This window comes from Citrobacter pasteurii (genome assembly GCF_019047765.1).
Lineage (GTDB): Bacteria > Pseudomonadota > Gammaproteobacteria > Enterobacterales > Enterobacteriaceae > Citrobacter > Citrobacter pasteurii.
In genome coordinates this window covers 4,224,360-4,242,701 of the sequence record NZ_CP077262.1, presented here as the reverse complement: position 1 = coordinate 4,242,701, position 18,342 = coordinate 4,224,360, and the positions used below count along the sequence as shown (strand labels likewise).

Genomic DNA, 18,342 nt, shown 5'->3' with positions numbered 1-18,342 from the left:
GTCTCAATTCTTCTGGATGTCTCATGAAGCAATTAACCATCCTGGGCTCAACCGGCTCTATTGGTTGCAGTACGCTCGATGTAGTACGCCATAACCCGGATAAATTTCGTGTTGCTGCGTTGGTAGCGGGTAAAAATGTCGCCCGTATGGTGGAGCAATGTCTTGAGTTTTCCCCCCGCTACGCGGTGATGGATGACGATAAAAGTGCAGCGCTGGTGAAATCCGCATTGCGGGATCATGGAAGTCGCACCGAGGTTATGTGCGGGCAGCAGGCAGCCTGTGATATGGCCGCGCTGGATGATGTCGATCAGGTCATGGCGGCGATAGTCGGCGCGGCAGGTTTGTTGCCAACGCTTGCGGCAATCCGCGCGGGCAAAAACATTTTGCTGGCGAATAAAGAGTCTCTGGTAACCTGCGGGCGTCTGTTTATGGACGACGTGAAACGGCATAAAGCGCAGCTTTTGCCGGTAGATAGCGAACATAACGCGATTTTTCAGAGTTTACCGCAACCTATCCAACACAATCTGGGATACGCTGACCTTGAGCAAAACGGCGTTGTGTCCGTTCTGCTTACCGGGTCTGGTGGCCCTTTCCGTGAAACGCCATTGCCCGATCTGGCTCTAATGACTCCCGATCAGGCATGCCGTCATCCGAATTGGTCGATGGGACGAAAAATCTCCGTCGATTCCGCCACCATGATGAATAAAGGTCTGGAATACATTGAAGCGCGTTGGTTGTTTAATGCCAGTGCAAGCCAGATGGAAGTGCTGATCCATCCACAGTCGGTTATTCACTCTATGGTCCGTTATCAGGATGGTAGCGTCCTGGCCCAGTTGGGTGAGCCTGATATGCGCACGCCTATCGCCCATACGATGGCATGGCCGGAACGTGTGAGCTCTGGCGTTAAGCCTGTCGATTTTTGCCAACTCAGTGCGTTGACGTTTTCCGCACCTGATTATCAGCGTTATCCGTGCCTGAAACTGGCGATGGACGCGTTTGAGCAAGGACAGGCTGCGACAACTGCGCTGAATGCCGCAAATGAGATTACCGTTGCCGCATTTTTGGCGCAGCAGATTCGATTTACGGATATCGCCGATCTTAATTTGTCCGTACTGGATAGGATGGATTTGCAGGAACCGCAGAGCGTTGACGATGTGCTGAGGGTCGATGCCATCGCCAGAGACGTCGCGACAAAACAAGTGACACGACTCTCAAGCTGATGATAATCCCTCTGTGAGGGATCGTGCTATTTGTTAGCGTTGGGCTTCAGTGATATAGTCTGCGCCACCTGATCGCAGGTATTTGCTTTTTTTCGATCGGGTAAGCCGTGGTTTGACACGGCTTTTTTGTGGATAGGCTTCAGTATTCCTGAGTACCGTATAATCCTTTCAGGGACTAAAAACGCGTTATGTTGTCTGCAACTAAACCATTAAGCGAGAACTTGCCAGCACATGGTTGTCGCCATGTCGCAATTATTATGGATGGCAATGGCCGCTGGGCGAAAAAGCAAGGGAAGATCCGCGCCTTCGGGCATAAGGCCGGAGCAAAATCCGTCCGCCGGGCTGTCTCTTTTGCTGCCAATAACGGTATTGATGCGTTAACGCTGTATGCCTTTAGCAGTGAGAACTGGAACCGACCAGCGCAGGAAGTCAGTGCGTTAATGGAGTTGTTTGTGTGGGCACTTGATAGCGAAGTGAAAAACCTGCACCGCCATAACGTGCGCCTGCGTATTATTGGGGATATCAGTCGATTTAACACACGTTTGCAAGAACGGATTCGCAAGTCGGAAGCGCTTACCGCCCAGAATACTGGGTTAACGCTGAATATTGCCGCGAATTACGGTGGACGGTGGGATATTGTCCAGGGCGTCAGGCAACTGGCACAACAGGTGCAGGAAGGTCTGTTGCGTCCAGAGCAAATTGATGAAGAGATGCTTGGTCAGCAAGTGTGTATGCATGAGCTGGCTCCTGTGGATTTAGTGATAAGGACTGGGGGAGAGCATCGAATTAGTAATTTTTTGTTGTGGCAAATTGCCTATGCCGAACTTTACTTTACGGATGTTCTCTGGCCCGATTTCGATGAACAAGACTTTGAAGGTGCGCTACATGCCTTTGCTAATCGTGAGCGTCGTTTCGGCGGCACCGAGCCCGGTGATGAAAAAGCCTGATGGGGGTCGCTTTTGCTGAAGTATCGCCTGATTTCTGCTTTTGTTTTAATACCCGTTGTCATCGCGGCGTTGTTTTTGTTGCCGCCGGTGGGGTTCGCCATTGTTACGCTGGTCGTTTGTATGCTGGCCGCCTGGGAATGGGGACAGTTAAGTGGTTTTGCCACTCGTACACAGCGAGTTTGGTTGGCGGTTTTGTGCGGGCTATTGCTGGCACTGATGCTATTTTTGCTGCCTGAGTATCATCATAATATTCACCAACCGCTGGTTGAAGTGTCGCTTTGGGCGTCGCTGGGCTGGTGGGCCGTGGCGCTATTACTGGTGCTGTTTTACCCCGGTTCAGCCTCGGTCTGGCGTAATTCCAAAACATTACGCATAATTTTCGGCGTGTTAACCATTGTTCCTTTCTTTTGGGGAATGCTGGCGCTGCGTGCCTGGCACTATGATGAGAATCATTATAGTGGCGCGCTATGGCTGCTGTATGTCATGATCCTCGTCTGGGGAGCGGATTCCGGTGCATATATGTTTGGTAAGTTGTTTGGCAAACATAAGCTGGCGCCGAAGGTTTCTCCGGGTAAAACCTGGCAGGGTTTTATTGGCGGACTCGCCACTGCGGCTGTGATCTCATGGGGTTACGGCATGTGGGCGAATCTTGAAGTTGCGCCTGTCACCTTGCTCATTTGCTCCATCGTTGCAGCCCTGGCCTCCGTGCTGGGTGACCTGACCGAGAGTATGTTTAAGCGTGAAGCAGGTATTAAGGACAGTGGTCACTTAATCCCAGGACACGGTGGCATTCTGGATCGTATTGACAGCCTGACGGCTGCGGTGCCGGTCTTTGCTTGCCTGTTGTTACTGGTATTCAGGACGCTCTAACGGATGGTCTTATGCTGAGTATTCTCTGGAATCTGGCTGCATTCATCGTTGCACTTGGTGTACTTATCACCGTGCATGAATTTGGTCATTTCTGGGTTGCACGGCGCTGCGGAGTCCGCGTCGAGCGCTTTTCCATTGGCTTTGGAAAAGCGCTTTGGCGCCGTACCGATAAACAGGGTACGGAATACGTTATCGCCTTAATTCCCCTCGGCGGTTATGTCAAAATGCTGGATGAGCGCGCTGAACCCGTTGTACCAGAGCTGCGCCATTACGCTTTCAACAATAAAACAGTTGGGCAGCGCGCGGCCATTATCGCTGCAGGCCCGATTGCAAATTTCCTCTTCGCTATTTTTGCCTACTGGTTGGTCTTTATCATCGGTGTCCCTGGCGTTCGTCCGGTTGTTGGTGAAATAACACCCAACTCGATTGCTGCCCAAGCGCAAATTCAGCCAGGCACGGAACTAAAAGCGGTTGATGGTATCGAAACCCCTGATTGGGATACCGTTCGATTGCAGTTGGTAGCCAAAATTGGTGATGAGCAGACTATCCTCAGCGTGGCGCCGTTTGGTAGTAACCAGCGACAAGATAAAACGCTGGATTTGCGCCAATGGGCATTTGAGCCAGATAAAGAGGATCCCGTTACGAGTTTGGGAATTCGTCCACGTGGCCCGCAGATTGAACCTGTGCTGTCAGAAGTGCAGGTTAACTCCGCGGCAAGTAAGGCGGGTTTGCAAGCTGGCGACAGGATCGTTAAAGTCAATGGTCAGCCGTTAACGCAATGGATGACGTTTGTGACGTTGGTGCGCGATAATCCGGATAAGCCGTTAGCACTAGATATTGAAAGACAAGGAAGTTCCTTGTCTTTAACGTTAACCCCAGATTCAAAAGAGGTTAACGGGAAGGCAGAAGGTTTTGCGGGCGTGGTGCCTAAAGTTATTCCTCTGCCTGATGAGTATAAGACTGTACGCCAGTATGGGCCATTCAGCGCCATCCTCGAAGCCTCGGATAAAACGTGGCAGTTGATGAAGCTAACGGTCAGTATGCTGGGAAAATTGATTACCGGTGATGTAAAACTGAACAACCTCAGTGGGCCGATTTCTATTGCCCAGGGGGCTGGGATGTCAGCGGAGTTCGGGGTGATTTATTACCTGATGTTCCTTGCGCTTATCAGCGTGAACTTAGGGATAATCAACCTGTTTCCGTTGCCCGTTCTTGACGGGGGGCATCTGCTGTTCCTGGCGATTGAAAAGCTGAAGGGCGGTCCGGTATCCGAGCGGGTTCAAGACTTTAGTTATCGCATTGGCTCTATCTTGCTGGTGTTGTTAATGGGGCTTGCACTTTTCAATGATTTCTCTCGGTTGTAAGAGAGTGTTAGGAAGAACGCATAATAACGATGGCGATGAAAAAGTTGCTCATAGCGTCGCTGCTGTTTAGCAGCGCCACCGTATACGGTGCTGAAGGGTTCGTCGTGAAGGACATTCATTTCGAAGGCCTACAGCGAGTCGCCGTTGGTGCGGCTCTCCTCAGTATGCCGGTGCGTACAGGCGACACGGTTAATGATGAAGATATCAGTAATACCATTCGTGCTCTGTTCGCCACCGGTAACTTTGAGGATGTCCGCGTCCTGCGCGATGGTGATACCCTTCTGGTTCAGGTAAAAGAACGTCCGACGATTGCCAGCATTACTTTCTCCGGTAACAAATCGGTGAAAGATGACATGCTGAAGCAAAACCTCGAGGCGTCTGGCGTACGTGTTGGCGAGTCTCTGGATCGCACAACGCTTGCCGATATCGAAAAAGGCCTGGAAGATTTCTACTATAGCGTCGGTAAATACAGCGCCAGTGTGAAAGCGGTGGTAACGCCGTTGCCGCGTAACCGCGTTGACCTCAAACTGGTCTTCCAGGAAGGCGTTTCGGCGAAGATCCAACAGATCAATATCGTCGGCAACCATGCCTTCACAACCGACGAGCTTATCTCTCACTTCCAACTGCGCGATGAAGTACCGTGGTGGAACGTGGTGGGCGATCGTAAATACCAGAAACAGAAACTGGCAGGCGACCTTGAAACCCTGCGCAGTTACTATCTGGATCGCGGTTATGCTCGCTTCAATATCGATTCCACGCAGGTTAGCCTGACGCCGGATAAAAAAGGTATCTACATCACCGTTAACATCACAGAAGGCGATCAGTACAAGCTTTCTGGGGTTCAGGTGAGTGGTAACCTGGCTGGACACTCTGCCGAAATTGAGACCCTGACGAAAATCGAACCGGGTGAACTCTATAACGGCACTAAAGTGACCAAAATGGAAGATGATATCAAGAAGCTACTGGGACGCTATGGTTATGCCTACCCGCGTGTACAGTCGCAGCCTGAAATCAACGATGCTGACAAAACCGTTAAATTGCGTGTAAACGTGGATGCGGGTAACCGTTTCTATGTGCGTAAGATCCGTTTTGAAGGTAACGACACCTCGAAAGATTCCGTGCTGCGTCGCGAAATGCGTCAGATGGAAGGCGCCTGGTTGGGCAGCGATCTGGTTGACCAGGGTAAAGAGCGTCTGAACCGCCTGGGTTACTTTGAAACTGTCGATACCGATACTCAACGTGTTCCGGGCAGTCCTGATCAGGTTGATGTGGTTTATAAGGTGAAAGAGCGCAACACCGGTAGCTTTAACTTCGGTGTGGGTTACGGCACTGAAAGTGGCGTGAGCTTCCAGGCGGGCGTTCAGCAGGATAACTGGTTAGGTACCGGTTATTCCGTCGGGATTAGCGGCACCAAAAACGACTATCAGACCTATACTGAGCTGTCTGTCACCAACCCGTACTTCACCGTCGATGGTGTGAGTCTCGGTGGTCGTGTCTTCTATAACGACTTCCAGGCAGATGATGCAGATCTGTCCGACTATACCAACAAAAGCTATGGTACGGACGTAACGCTGGGCTTCCCGGTCAACGAATACAACACGTTGCGTGCAGGCCTGGGTTATGTACATAACAAACTGTCCAACATGCAGCCGCAGATTGCGATGGATCGTTATCTTGAATCCATGGGTGAAGACAATACCAACAGCTTTGCCGCGGATGATTTCACCTTCAACTACGGTTGGACCTACAACAAGCTGGACCGTGGGTATTTCCCTACGGAAGGTACGCGTGTCAACCTGAATGGTAAAGTGACCATCCCGGGTTCTGATAACGAATACTATAAAGCGACGTTGGATACGGCGACCTATGTGCCGATCGATGACGATCACAAATGGGTGGTTCTGGGACGCACCAAGCTGGGTTATGGTGATGGCATTGGCAGCAAAGAGATGCCGTTCTATGAGAACTTCTACGCGGGTGGTTCCAGCACTGTACGTGGCTTCCAGTCAAACACCATTGGTCCAAAAGCAGTCTATTTGCCAGGTGCTAAATCGGATTCCAATTCGAGTAACTATGAAGAGTGCTCGAGAACTGACAATAAACCTTGTCAATCAGACGATGCAGTCGGCGGTAACGCCATGGCTGTAGCGAGCCTGGAATTCATCACACCTACGCCGTTTATCAGCGATAAATATGCTAACTCGGTCCGTACTTCCTTCTTCTGGGATATGGGTACCGTGTGGGATACGAACTGGCAGAATACCGCTGACACCCGTGCAGTTGGCGTGCCAGACTACAGCGATCCGAATAATATCCGTATGTCTGCGGGTATCGCGTTACAATGGATGTCCCCATTGGGGCCGTTGGTTTTCTCCTACGCCCAACCGTTCAAGAAGTACGATGGAGACAAAGCGGAACAGTTCCAGTTTAACATTGGTAAAACCTGGTAATTGTTCTTCGCAAAGGAATGTAGTGGTAGTGTAGCGCTGACTTTAGGCGATCTTGCATGGGATCGCCTGGCCACGCAAAGAACTGCACCTTCGTGTGCAAATGGGATGGTAAGGAGTTAATTGTGAAAAAGTGGTTATTAGCTGCAGGTCTCGGTTTAGCGATGGCAACGTCCGCACAGGCTGCTGACAAAATTGCAATCGTCAACATGGGTAGCCTGTTCCAACAGGTTGCACAGAAGACGGGCGTTTCTACTACGCTGGAAAATGAGTTCAAAGGCCGCGCCAGCGAACTGCAGCGTATGGAATCCGACCTGCAATCTAAAATGCAGCGTCTGCAATCAATGAAAGCAGGCAGCGACCGTACCAAGCTGGAAAAAGACGTAATGGCGCAGCGCCAGACTTTCTCTCAGAAAGCGCAGGCTTTCGAGCAGGATCGTCAACGTCGTTCTAACGAAGAACGCGGCAAGCTGGTTAATCGTATCCAGACAGCTGTGAAATCTGTTGCAAGCAGCCAGAGCATCGATCTGGTTGTTGACGCGAACACCGTTGCATACAACAGCAGCGATGTAAAAGACATCACCGCTGACGTACTGAAACAGGTTAAATAAGTAATGCCTTCAATTCGACTGGCTGATTTAGCAGAGCAGTTGGATGCAGAATTACACGGTGATGGCGATATCGTCATCACCGGCGTAGCGTCCATGCAATCTGCGCAAACTGGCAATATCACGTTCATGGTGAATCCAAAGTACCGTGAGCATCTGAGTGCATGCCAGGCTTCTGCCGTTGTGATGACGCAGGACTCCCTTCCGTTTGCTAAGAGTGCTGTGCTGGTAGTGAAGAATCCCTACCTGACCTATGCACGAATGGCGCAAATTTTAGATACCACGCCTCAGCCTGCGCAAAACATTGCACCCAGTGCAGTGATCGATGCGACGGCGAAGTTGGGTAACAATGTTTCTGTGGGCGCGAATGCGGTCATTGAGTCTGGCGTAGAACTGGGCGATAACGTGGTTATCGGCGCAGGCTGCTTCGTTGGAAAAAACACAAAAATCGGCGCAGGTTCACGCTTGTGGGCGAATGTGACGATTTACCACGACATTCAGATCGGTGAAAATTGCCTGATCCAGTCCAGCACTGTTGTCGGATCCGATGGATTTGGTTACGCGAACGATCGCGGGAACTGGGTGAAGATCCCTCAATTGGGTCGCGTGATTATTGGCGATCGTGTTGAGATTGGCGCATGTACCACCATTGACCGTGGTGCGCTGGACGATACGGTGATCGGTAATGGTGTTATCATTGATAACCAGTGCCAGATTGCGCATAACGTTGTGATTGGCGACAATACGGCTGTAGCCGGTGGCGTCATTATGGCGGGTAGCCTGAAGATTGGCCGTTACTGCATGATTGGCGGCGCCAGCGTGATTAATGGGCATATGGAAATATGCGACAAAGTCACGGTAACTGGCATGGGTATGGTGATGCGTCCTATCACTGAACCGGGCGTCTACTCCTCAGGCATTCCGCTACAACCCAACAAGGTATGGCGTAAAACAGCTGCACTGGTGATGAATATTGATGATATGAGCAAGCGTCTCAAAGCGATTGAGCGCAAGGTTAATCAACAAGACTAAAACATCGTTTTACGCATGTCTGACTTTACGGCCTGTCACATTCCTGGGATTGCGGCAGGCCGTGTTATTATTGCCTTTTAGTATATTTAGACAGGAAGAGTATTTTGACTACTAACACTCATACTCTGCATATTGAAGAGATTTTAGAACTTCTGCCGCACCGTTTTCCGTTTTTACTGGTAGACCGCGTGCTGGATTTTGAAGAAGGTCGTTTTCTGCGCGCAGTGAAAAATGTATCCGTTAACGAGCCTTTCTTTCAGGGCCACTTCCCGGGTAAACCGATTTTTCCTGGCGTGTTGATTCTGGAAGCGATGGCGCAGGCCACGGGTATTCTGGCGTTTAAAAGCGTAGGAAAACTGGAACCGGGCGAACTGTATTATTTCGCCGGTATTGATGAAGCACGCTTTAAGCGTCCCGTCGTGCCTGGCGATCAGATGATCATGGAAGTGACTTTCGAGAAAACGCGCCGCGGCCTGACCCGTTTCAAAGGGGTTGCGCTGGTCGACGGTAAAGTTGTGTGCGAAGCAACGATGATGTGTGCCCGTAGCCGGGAGGCCTGATACGTGATTGATAAATCCGCCTTTATTCACCCAACAGCCATTGTCGAAGACGGCGCCAGCATTGGCGCGAATGCTCACATTGGCCCATTTTGTATTGTTGGACCCCATGTTGAAATTGGTGAGGGTACCGTACTGAAGTCTCACGTTGTCGTGAATGGCCATACAAAAATTGGTCGCGATAACGAGATTTATCAGTTTGCCTCCATTGGCGAAGTAAACCAGGATTTGAAGTATGCTGGTGAACCGACCCGTGTGGAAATTGGCGATCGCAACCGCATTCGCGAAAGCGTCACCATTCATCGTGGCACAGTGCAAGGCGGTGGGTTGACGAAGGTGGGCAGCGATAACTTACTGATGATTAACGCACACGTTGCGCATGATTGTACGGTAGGTAACCGCTGCATTCTGGCGAATAACGCGACACTTGCCGGACATGTTTCACTTGATGATTTTGTTATCATCGGCGGCATGACCGCAGTGCATCAGTTCTGCATTATTGGTGCACACGTGATGGTGGGTGGCTGCTCTGGCGTAGCCCAGGACGTCCCGCCATACGTTATCGCCCAGGGCAACCACGCGACGCCATTTGGCGTTAACATCGAAGGTCTGAAACGCCGCGGATTCACCCGTGAAGCCATTACTGCGATCCGCAACGCCTATAAAGCGCTGTACCGCAGCGGTAAAACGCTTGAGGAAGTGAAACCGGAAATCGCCGAACTGGCGAAGCAGTACCCCGATGTTCAGGCTTTTAGTGACTTCTTTGAACGCTCAACGCGTGGTCTGATTCGTTAATGACTGAGCAGCGTCCTTTAACGATTGCCCTTGTCGCCGGAGAAACCTCCGGCGATATTCTTGGTGCCGGTTTAATTCGTGCACTCAAGGCTCGTGTTCCCAATGCGCGGTTTGTTGGCGTTGCGGGTCCATTGATGCAGGCGGAAGGCTGTGAAGCCTGGTACGAAATGGAAGAACTGGCAGTAATGGGCATTGTAGAAGTGCTCGGGCGCCTGCGCCGTTTACTGCATATCCGTGCCGATCTCACTCGCCGATTCACCGACCTTAAGCCGGATGTTTTCGTCGGAATTGATGCACCTGATTTCAATATTACCCTGGAAGGTAACCTGAAATCGCAGGGTATTAAAACCATTCATTATGTCAGCCCCTCTGTATGGGCGTGGCGACAGAAACGCGTTTTCAAAATAGGCAGATCCACCAATATGGTGCTGGCCTTTCTGCCTTTCGAAAAAGCGTTTTATGACAAATTTAACGTCCCGTGTCGCTTTATCGGTCACACCATGGCGGACGCCATGCCGCTGGATCCGGATAAAAACGCGGCGCGTGATGTGTTAGGCATTCCTCATGATGCTCACTGTCTGGCGCTTTTGCCTGGGAGTCGTGGTGCAGAAGTGGAGATGCTCAGCGCCGATTTTCTGAAAACGGCGCAGCTATTACGTCAGCATTATCCGGATCTTGAAGTCGTCGTGCCGTTGGTCAATGCCAAACGTCGCGAGCAGTTTGAGCGTATCAAAGCTGAAGTTGCACCCGATCTTTCCGTACATCTGCTCAACGGAATGGGACGTGAAGCAATGGTCGCCAGTGATGCTGCGCTGTTGGCCTCTGGCACGGCTGCGCTGGAATGTATGCTGGCGAAATGCCCAATGGTTGTCGGCTATCGTATGAAACCTTTCACTTTCTGGTTGGCAAAACGTCTGGTGAAGACCGATTACGTATCGCTGCCTAACCTGCTGGCAGGAAGAGAACTCGTCAAAGAGCTGTTGCAGGATGAATGTGAGCCGCAGGCGCTGGCGCAGGCGTTGCTGCCTCTGTTGGCGAACGGTAAAACCAGTCATGCGATGCACGACACGTTCCGGGAATTGCACCAGCAGATCCGTTGCAATGCGGATGAGCAGGCGGCAGATGCAGTTCTGGAGTTAGCACAATGATTGAATTTGTTTATCCACATACGCATTTGGTGGCGGGTGTGGATGAAGTAGGACGTGGTCCATTGGTTGGCGCGGTAGTGACTGCCGCCGTTATTCTTGACCCGGCACGTCCGATAGTGGGTCTTAATGACTCCAAAAAATTGTCGGAAAAGCGTCGACTGGCGCTTTTTGATGAAATCAAAGATAAAGCGTTAAGCTGGAGCCTGGGGCGTGCGGAACCGCATGAAATCGATGAACTGAACATTCTGCACGCCACGATGCTGGCAATGCAGCGTGCGGTTGCAGGTTTGCATATTGCGCCGGAATACGTCCTGATCGATGGAAACCGCTGCCCGACATTGCCGGTACCGTCGATGGCGGTGGTAAAAGGTGACAGCCGCGTTGCGGAAATCAGCGCAGCGTCCATCTTGGCGAAAGTGACGCGCGATGCTGAAATGGCCGAGCTGGATAAGGTTTTTCCGCAGTATGGGTTTGCCCAGCACAAAGGTTATCCAACCGCTTTTCATCTGGCTGCGCTCGCTGAGCATGGTGCAATTGAGCACCATCGTCGCAGTTTTGCTCCTGTCAAACGCGCACTGGGACTCACGTCCTGATTCTTGTGTTAAAGGAATCTGAAGATGTCTGAACCTCGTTTCGTCCACCTGCGGGTGCACAGCGACTACTCCATGATCGATGGGCTGGCGAAAACCGGGCCGCTGGTGAAAAAGGCGGCCGCGTTGGGTATGCCTGCGCTGGCGATCACCGATTTTACCAACCTGTGTGGTCTGGTGAAGTTTTACGGAGCGGGTCATGGCGCAGGTATTAAGCCGATTGTTGGCGCAGATTTTCATGTCCGTAACGAACTGTTGGGCGATGAACTCACGCAGCTCACCGTGCTGGCCGCAAACAATACCGGCTATCAGAATCTGACGTTGTTGATATCGAAAGCCTATCAGCGTGGCTATGGCGCAGAAGGGCCGGTGATCGACAGAGACTGGCTGGTTGAGCTAAAAGAAGGGTTAATCTTGCTTTCCGGCGGCCGGATGGGTGACGTCGGACGCAGTCTGTTGCGTGGGAACAGCGCACTGGTCGACGAGTGCGTGGCGTTTTATGAAGAGCATTTCCCTGATTGCTACTTCCTTGAGCTGATCCGTACCGGTCGACAGGATGAAGAAAATTACCTGCATGCTGCAGTAGCGCTGGCCGAAACACGCGGCCTGCCGGTGGTCGCGACCAACGATGTTCGCTTCCTTGAAACCGGTGATTTTGACGCGCATGAAATCCGCGTAGCAATCCACGACGGATTCACCCTTGATGATCCAAAACGCCCGCGTAACTATTCGCCGCAGCAGTATATGCGCAGCGAAGAGGAGATGTGCGAGCTGTTCTCCGATATCCCGGAGGCGCTGGAAAACACCGTCGAGATTGCCAAACGTTGCAACGTGACGGTGCGCCTGGGCGAATACTTCCTGCCGCAGTTCCCGACCGGCGACATGACCACCGAGGATTTCCTCGTCGCGAAATCGCGTGAAGGCCTGGAAGAACGCCTGGAATTTTTGTTCCCCGATCCTGAAGTCCGTGCGCAGAAGCGCCCGCCTTATGATGAGCGTCTGGAAGTTGAACTTAAAGTTATCAACCAGATGGGCTTCCCGGGCTACTTCCTGATCGTAATGGAATTTATCCAGTGGTCGAAAGATAACGGTGTACCGGTAGGCCCAGGCCGTGGCTCCGGTGCGGGATCGCTGGTGGCCTACGCGTTAAAAATTACCGACCTTGACCCGCTGGAATTTGACCTGCTGTTCGAACGTTTCCTGAACCCGGAACGCGTCTCAATGCCCGATTTCGACGTTGACTTCTGTATGGAGAAACGCGACCAGGTCATTGAACACGTCGCGGAAATGTATGGGCGCGATGCGGTTTCGCAGATTATTACCTTCGGTACCATGGCGGCGAAAGCGGTTATCCGCGATGTGGGTCGAGTACTGGGTCACCCGTATGGTTTCGTGGATCGTATTTCGAAACTGGTGCCGCCCGATCCGGGCATGACGCTGGCCAAAGCCTTTGAAGCCGAACCTCAACTGCCGGAAATCTATGAGGCAGATGAAGAGGTTAGAGCGCTTATTGATATGGCGCGCAAGCTGGAAGGCGTCACGCGTAACGCGGGTAAACACGCCGGTGGTGTGGTTATCGCTCCGACCAAAATTACTGATTTTGCACCGCTGTACTGTGATGAGCAGGGACTGCACCCGGTTACCCAGTTTGATAAGAACGACGTGGAATACGCCGGCCTGGTGAAGTTCGACTTCCTCGGTCTGCGCACGCTCACCATCATCAACTGGGCGCTGGAGATGATCAACGCGCGGCGTGAGAAGAACGGCGAACCGCCGCTGGATATCGCCGCGATTCCGCTGGACGATAAGAAAAGTTTTGACATGCTGCAACGCTCGGAGACAACAGCCGTCTTCCAGCTTGAATCCCGCGGTATGAAAGATCTTATCAAGCGACTGCAGCCCGACTGCTTCGAAGATATGATAGCCCTGGTGGCACTGTTCCGCCCCGGTCCGCTACAGTCGGGGATGGTAGATAACTTTATCGATCGTAAGCATGGTCGCGAAGAGATTTCCTATCCGGATGTACAATGGCAGCATGAGTGTCTGAAACCGGTACTGGAGCCGACCTACGGCATTATCCTGTATCAGGAACAGGTCATGCAGATTGCCCAGGAGCTGTCTGGGTATACCCTTGGCGGCGCGGATATGCTGCGTCGTGCGATGGGTAAGAAAAAACCGGAAGAGATGGCCAAGCAGCGCGGCACCTTTGAAGAAGGGGCGAAGAAGCGTGGTGTAGACGGCGAGCTGGCGATGAAAATCTTTGACCTGGTGGAAAAATTCGCCGGTTATGGATTTAACAAATCGCACTCCGCCGCCTATGCGCTGGTCTCTTACCAGACGCTGTGGCTGAAGGCGCATTACCCTGCTGAGTTTATGGCGGCGGTGATGACGGCCGATATGGATAACACCGAGAAAGTGGTGGGATTGGTGGATGAATGCTGGCGTATGGGGCTGAAAATCCTGCCGCCAGATATCAACTCCGGATTGTACCATTTTCACGTTAATGATGATGGCGAGATTGTCTACGGTATCGGCGCGATAAAAGGCGTGGGTGAGGGGCCAATTGAAGCTATCATTGAGGCGCGTAATAAAGGCGGTTACTTCCGCGAACTGTTTGATCTCTGTGCCCGCACGGATATCAAAAAACTCAACCGCCGGGTGCTGGAAAAGCTGATTATGTCCGGGGCGTTTGACCGCCTGGGGCCGCATCGCGCAGCACTGATGAACTCACTGAACGATGCGCTTAAAGCCGCCGATCAACATGCGAAAGCGGAAGCTATCGGTCAGGCTGATATGTTTGGCGTACTGGCGGAAGAGCCGGAACAAATTGAGCAATCCTATGCCAGCTGCCAGCCGTGGCCGGAGCAGGTGGTACTGGACGGCGAGCGTGAAACGTTAGGGCTTTACCTGACGGGACACCCTATCAACCAGTATTTAAAAGAAATTGAGCGCTATGTCGGAGGCTACAGGCTGAAAGACATGCATCCGACAGAACGTGGTAAAGTTACCACGGCTGCGGGGCTCGTCATTGCTGCGCGGGTAATGGTCACCAAGCGCGGCAATCGTATCGGCATCTGTACACTGGATGACCGTTCCGGGCGTCTGGAAGTGATGTTATTTACCGATGCCCTGGATAAATACCAGCAATTGCTGGAAAAAGACCGCATACTTATCGTCAGCGGACAGGTCAGCTTTGATGACTTCAGCGGTGGGCTTAAAATGATGGCCCGTGAAGTCATGGATATTGACGAAGCCCGGGAAAAATATGCTCGCGGGCTTGCTATCTCGCTGACGGACAGGCAAATTGATGACCAGCTTTTAAACCGACTCCGTCAGTCTCTGGAACCCCACCGCTCGGGGACAATTCCAGTACATCTCTACTATCAGAGGGCGGATGCACGAGCACGATTGCGTTTTGGCGCAACGTGGCGTGTCTCTCCGAGCGATCGTTTGTTAAACGATCTCCGTGGCCTTATTGGTTCGGAGCAGGTGGAACTGGAGTTTGACTAATACAGGAATACTATGAGTCTGAATTTCCTTGATTTTGAACAGCCGATTGCAGAGCTGGAAGCAAAAATCGATTCTCTGACTGCGGTTAGCCGTCAGGATGAGAAACTGGATATTAACATCGATGAAGAAGTGCATCGTCTGCGTGAAAAAAGCGTAGAACTGACGCGTAAAATCTTCGCCGATCTTGGCGCATGGCAGGTAGCCCAGCTGGCTCGCCATCCACAGCGTCCATACACCCTGGATTATGTCCGCCTGGCGTTTGATGAATTTGATGAGCTGGCGGGCGATCGTGCCTATGCGGATGACAAGGCTATTGTCGGCGGCATCGCGCGTCTGGATGGCCGTCCGGTGATGATCATCGGTCATCAGAAAGGCCGTGAGACCAAAGAGAAAATTCGTCGTAACTTCGGCATGCCAGCGCCGGAAGGCTATCGCAAAGCGCTGCGTCTGATGGAAATGGCTGAACGTTTCAATATGCCGATCATTACCTTCATCGACACTCCTGGAGCATATCCGGGCGTGGGCGCGGAAGAGCGTGGACAGTCTGAAGCGATTGCGCGCAACCTGCGTGAAATGTCACGTCTGAGCGTGCCGGTTATCTGTACCGTTATCGGTGAAGGTGGCTCCGGTGGCGCACTGGCGATCGGTGTGGGGGATAAAGTGAATATGCTGCAATACAGCACTTATTCCGTTATCTCCCCGGAAGGTTGTGCTTCTATTCTGTGGAAAAGTGCAGACAAAGCCCCGCTGGCTGCAGAAGCGATGGGGATTATCGCACCGCGTCTGAAAGAACTGAAACTTATCGACTCTATCATCCCGGAGCCGCTGGGGGGGGCACACCGCAACCCGGAAGTGATGGCTGCATCACTGAAAGCACAGCTGTTGGCCGATCTTGCCGATCTTGACGTGTTAAGCAAAGATGATTTGAAAAACCGTCGTTATCAGCGTCTGATGAGCTACGGTTACGCGTAAACTGCATTTATTCTGAAAAGGGCCACAACGTTGTGGCCCTTTTTTTTACCTGTGGTTTGACCAGGCTATGCTTAACTAAGGTTTTTCCAGGAGGAACGCATGAATATCATTGCCATCATGGGACCGCATGGCGTCTTTTACAAAGATGAGCCCATCAAGGAACTTGAACGTGCGCTGCAGCAGCAGGGATTTCAGATTATCTGGCCGCAGAATAGCGTCGACCTGCTGAAGTTTATCGAGCATAACCCGCGAATTTGCGGCGTCATTTTTGACTGGGATGAATACAGTCTGGATTTGTGTAGCGACATCAATCAGCTTAACGAATACCTCCCACTTTATGCCTTTATTAATACCCATTCGACGATGGATGTCAGCGCACACGATCTGCGCATGGCGCTGTGGTTCTTTGAGTACGCATTGGGTCAGTCTGACGATATTGCTACGCGTATTCGCCAGTACACCAATGAATATCTCGACAACATTACGCCACCCTTTACCAAAGCGCTGTTTACCTATGTAAAGGAAGGAAAGTATACCTTCTGCACGCCCGGACACATGGCGGGAACGGCGTATCAGAAAAGTCCGGTCGGCTGCCTGTTCTATGATTTCTTTGGCGGCAATACGCTTAAGGCTGATGTCTCCATTTCGGTGACTGAGCTGGGATCGCTGCTCGACCATACCGGTCCGCATCTGGAAGCGGAGGAGTACATTGCGCGCACGTTTGGCGCCGAGCAGAGCTATATGGTGACCAACGGCACCTCGACGTCGAACAAGATTGTCGGCATGTATGCCGCACCTTCGGGAAGTACGCTACTGATTGACCGCAACTGCCATAAGTCGCTGGCGCATTTGCTGATGATGAGCGATGTCGTGCCCGTATGGCTAAAGCCGACGCGCAATGCGCTGGGGATCCTCGGCGGTATACCCCGTCGGGAATTCACTCGCGAAAGCATCGAACGCAAGGTAGAAGAGATCCCTCAGGCGCAATGGCCGATGCATGCGGTAATTACTAACTCAACTTACGACGGCTTGCTCTACAACACTAACTGGATCAAGCAAACTCTGGATGTGCCCTCTATCCATTTTGATTCGGCCTGGGTGCCGTATACCCATTTTCATCCGATCTATCAGGGGAAAAGCGGGATGAGCGGCGAGCGGGTGCCGGGGAAAGTGATTTTTGAAACCCAGTCCACCCACAAGATGCTGGCGGCGTTGTCACAAGCTTCGCTGATCCACATTAAGGGCGACTACGATGAAGAGACGTTCAACGAAGCCTTTATGATGCACACCTCCACGTCGCCGAGCTACCCGATAGTGGCGTCGATAGAAACGGCGGCGGCAATGCTACGCGGGAATTCAGGCAAGCGCCTGATCAATCGTTCGGTTGAGAGGGCGCTGCATTTCCGTAAAGAAGTCCAGCGGCTGCGTGAAGAATCTGACGGCTGGTTCTTTGATATTTGGCAACCGGAAAAGGTAGATGAAGCAGAGTGCTGGCCGGTAGCACCTGGTGAAGACTGGCATGGCTTTGTCGATGCTGACGCCGACCACATGTTCCTCGACCCGGTGAAAGTGACCATTCTGACGCCAGGGATGGATGAGCAGGGAAATATGAGCGAAGAGGGGATCCCCGCTGCGCTGGTGGCGAAATTCCTTGATGAACGCGGTGTCGTCGTGGAGAAAACAGGCCCGTATAATCTGTTGTTCCTGTTCAGTATTGGTATTGATAAAACCCGGGCGATGGGGCTGCTGCGCGGCCTGACGGAATTTAAACGTTCATACGACCTGAATTTACGCGTGAAAAATATGCTGCCGGATCTGTATGCTGAGGATCCCGATTTTTATCGCACTATGCGCATTCAGGATCTGGCTCAGGGAATCCATCAATTGATCCGCCAGCACGATCTCTCCGGGCTGATGCTGCGGGCATTCGACACGTTGCCGGAAATGAAAATGACGCCTCATCAGGCCTGGCAGCGGCAAATTAAAGGTGACGTCGAGACAGTCACTCTTGATCAACTGGTGGGGCGCGTTTCCGCCAATATGATCCTGCCTTATCCTCCAGGTGTCCCGCTGCTGATGCCCGGAGAAATGATCACAGAAAAAAGCCGGTCAGTACTCGATTTCCTGCTGATGCTGTGCTCGGTGGGGCAGCGCTACCCTGGATTTGAAACTGACATTCATGGGGCTAAGTTGGGTGAGGACGGCGTGTATCGTGTGAGAGTCCTAAAAATGGCATAACGACTTGCCGGAACCCGTTGCGCACGAGTAACGTGCTGAGAGTA

General features: G+C 52.0%; 14 protein-coding genes. All 14 read left to right on the top strand.

The annotated features are described in order from the left end of the window. The first annotated feature begins 23 nt into the window (after window positions 1–23). The 14 genes from ispC to ldcC all read left to right on the top strand — a co-directional run bounded on the left by ispC (window position 24) and on the right by ldcC (window position 18,298). Window positions 24–1,220, top strand: a complete 1,197-nt coding sequence (ispC, locus tag I6L54_RS20575) for a 1-deoxy-D-xylulose-5-phosphate reductoisomerase (RefSeq protein WP_005132112.1) — start codon at window positions 24–26, stop codon at window positions 1,218–1,220. A 188-nt stretch (window positions 1,221–1,408) separates the two neighbouring features. Then, window positions 1,409–2,167, top strand: a complete 759-nt coding sequence (ispU, locus tag I6L54_RS20570; RefSeq protein WP_040230029.1) for a (2E,6E)-farnesyl-diphosphate-specific ditrans,polycis-undecaprenyl-diphosphate synthase — start codon at window positions 1,409–1,411, stop codon at window positions 2,165–2,167. A gap of 12 nt (window positions 2,168–2,179) precedes the next feature. After that, entirely contained in the window at window positions 2,180–3,037 is an 858-nt protein-coding gene (gene cdsA, locus I6L54_RS20565) for a phosphatidate cytidylyltransferase (protein WP_040230031.1), read from the top strand. Between the two features lie 11 nt (window positions 3,038–3,048). Next, window positions 3,049–4,401: a sigma E protease regulator RseP gene (gene rseP, locus I6L54_RS20560; RefSeq protein WP_005132106.1), complete on the top strand. Its 1,353-nt coding sequence runs from the start codon at window positions 3,049–3,051 to the stop codon at window positions 4,399–4,401. A gap of 29 nt (window positions 4,402–4,430) precedes the next feature. Next, window positions 4,431–6,851, top strand: coding sequence for an outer membrane protein assembly factor BamA (bamA, locus tag I6L54_RS20555; protein WP_005132105.1), 2,421 nt, complete (start codon window positions 4,431–4,433; stop codon window positions 6,849–6,851). A gap of 122 nt (window positions 6,852–6,973) precedes the next feature. Further along, on the top strand, window positions 6,974–7,459 hold the full coding sequence (gene skp, locus I6L54_RS20550) for a molecular chaperone Skp (RefSeq protein WP_005132103.1): 486 nt from the start codon (window positions 6,974–6,976) through the stop codon (window positions 7,457–7,459). Between the two features lie 3 nt (window positions 7,460–7,462). Next, window positions 7,463–8,488, top strand: coding sequence for a UDP-3-O-(3-hydroxymyristoyl)glucosamine N-acyltransferase (gene lpxD, locus I6L54_RS20545; RefSeq protein ID WP_040230032.1), 1,026 nt, complete (start codon window positions 7,463–7,465; stop codon window positions 8,486–8,488). A gap of 104 nt (window positions 8,489–8,592) precedes the next feature. After that, a complete protein-coding gene (gene fabZ, locus I6L54_RS20540; RefSeq protein WP_003018528.1) occupies window positions 8,593–9,048 on the top strand; it encodes a 3-hydroxyacyl-ACP dehydratase FabZ in 456 nt (151 codons plus the stop codon). A 3-nt stretch (window positions 9,049–9,051) separates the two neighbouring features. Beyond that, a complete protein-coding gene (gene lpxA / locus I6L54_RS20535; RefSeq protein ID WP_005132096.1) occupies window positions 9,052–9,840 on the top strand; it encodes an acyl-ACP--UDP-N-acetylglucosamine O-acyltransferase in 789 nt (262 codons plus the stop codon). After that, window positions 9,840–10,988: a lipid-A-disaccharide synthase gene (gene lpxB, locus I6L54_RS20530; protein WP_005132094.1), complete on the top strand. Its 1,149-nt coding sequence runs from the start codon at window positions 9,840–9,842 to the stop codon at window positions 10,986–10,988. The genes lpxA and lpxB overlap by 1 nt, the downstream gene beginning before the upstream one ends. Then, window positions 10,985–11,581: a ribonuclease HII gene (gene rnhB / locus I6L54_RS20525; RefSeq protein ID WP_005132093.1), complete on the top strand. Its 597-nt coding sequence runs from the start codon at window positions 10,985–10,987 to the stop codon at window positions 11,579–11,581. Before lpxB ends, rnhB begins: the two co-directional genes overlap by 4 nt. A gap of 24 nt (window positions 11,582–11,605) precedes the next feature. Beyond that, window positions 11,606–15,088 (top strand): DNA polymerase III subunit alpha, encoded by a 3,483-nt coding sequence (gene dnaE, locus I6L54_RS20520; protein ID WP_005132092.1) that lies wholly within the window; start codon window positions 11,606–11,608, stop codon window positions 15,086–15,088. 12 nt (window positions 15,089–15,100) lie between these two features. Further along, window positions 15,101–16,060, top strand: coding sequence for an acetyl-CoA carboxylase carboxyl transferase subunit alpha (gene accA / locus I6L54_RS20515; RefSeq protein ID WP_003018513.1), 960 nt, complete (start codon window positions 15,101–15,103; stop codon window positions 16,058–16,060). A gap of 99 nt (window positions 16,061–16,159) precedes the next feature. Continuing rightward, window positions 16,160–18,298, top strand: a complete 2,139-nt coding sequence (gene ldcC, locus I6L54_RS20510; protein WP_005132090.1) for a lysine decarboxylase LdcC — start codon at window positions 16,160–16,162, stop codon at window positions 18,296–18,298. Window positions 18,299–18,342 lie beyond the last annotated feature (44 nt).